The organism is Dorea sp. MB18-49 (genome assembly GCF_023669465.1).
GTDB lineage: Bacteria > Bacillota > Clostridia > Lachnospirales > Lachnospiraceae > Dorea_A > Dorea_A longicatena.
In genome coordinates, this window is record NZ_JAMOYX010000100.1 from 1 (window position 1) to 1,335 (window position 1,335).

The following is a 1,335-nucleotide window of genomic DNA, read 5'->3' on the forward strand; positions in this document are numbered from 1 at the left end:
ACGCCGAGTTTGAGCGTAGTTCCTTTGCTTTTAGGTGATTCTGACTCTCTTAGTGTTTCTTATGGTATGGAACCTGAACAAGAAGCCTTATCTATTGTTTCCTTCAAGGACTGAGAGGCCGCTTCCCCAGTTAATAAATTAAATCCCAATTAAATCCCAAATCGATTTAAATAACGGGTCGCACAGTGCGCCAGACACGCAGCCCCGATCGGACACACATCCTCATTAAACTGTACCTTTGGGTTATGTGCAGAATACTTCCCCCGATCATCCATATATCCGGCAGACAGATACATGAAAGCGGATGGTACCTGTTCTGCAATATTTGCAAAATCTTCAGAGGCACTTGCGGATATGCCTGGGTAAGGGGTTAGTTTCGGAATATCCAGTTCCTTCATGAAGCCGACGATCTGTTCGGTAAATTCCGGATTGCAGATCAGAGGCGGTACTTCCGAGATCATAGTGATTTTGGCCGTTCCTCCGAAGGTTTCGGCTGTCCGGATTGCCGTTTCTTTCATTCTTCGTACCAGAAGTTCTCTGGAAGCTTTATCGTTCGTTCGAATAGTTCCTTCGAGAACAGCTGTATCCGGAATAATATTGGCGGCGGTTCCAGCCTGGAATTTACCAACTGTCATAAGGCAGGCTTTGGAAGGATCAACCTCGCGGGCGATGATGGACTGCAGAGCCAGATAGACATGTGCCGCAATATTGATTGGGTCAATGGAATTCTGAGGATAGGCGCCGTGCGAACCTTTTCCTTTGATTTCGATATGAAAACCGTCAACGGAGTACATCATAGTTCCTGTACTGTTATACATGTAGATTCCAACCGGCATCTGCCCTGGAGATACATGATAGGCCAGTGCCGCATCTACTTTCGGATTCTCCAGGATACCATGTTCTATCATATTTTTACTGCCTTCGAATGTTTCTTCCGCAGGCTGGAACATAAATTTGACTGTGCCTTTTAACTCGGCCTCATTTTCTTTTAGCATTTTTGCAGCGGTCAGTAACATGGCAGCGTGAAAATCATGTCCGCAGGCATGTGCTTCTTTTCCAGTCGGGCAGGCAAATGGAAGTCCGCTTTCTTCCGGCATTGGGAGCGCATCCATGTCGGCTCGTAATAATAAGACTTTGCCGCCGTTTCCGACAGTAGCGGTCACACCTTCACCACATCGGGAAGGTGTTAAGCCATATTTGGTCAATTTGTCCATCACATATGCACAGGCCATTGGCATATGAAGTCCCGTTTCTGCATTCGTGTGGAAGTAACGTCTGTTTTTAACTGTTTCATCATTGAGCTCAAGAGCTCTCTTATAATAATCCATTTATTAA

1 protein-coding gene is annotated in these 1,335 nt (G+C 45.8%); it reads right to left on the reverse strand.

Annotated elements, in window-relative coordinates; all coding sequences use genetic code 11:
• Positions 1 to 149 precede the first annotated feature (149 nt).
• Positions 150 to 1,328: a M20 family metallopeptidase gene (locus NCY30_RS14900; protein ID WP_161158769.1), complete on the reverse strand. Its 1,179-nt coding sequence runs from the start codon at positions 1,326 to 1,328 to the stop codon at positions 150 to 152.
• Between the last annotated feature and the right edge of the window lie 7 nt (positions 1,329 to 1,335).

Bases quoted from the DNA above. Each gene is read 5' to 3' on its own strand.
- NCY30_RS14900 (WP_161158769.1), bottom strand. From the start codon at position 1,328: ATGGATTATTATAAGAGAGCTCTTGAGCTCAATGATGAAACAGTTAAA.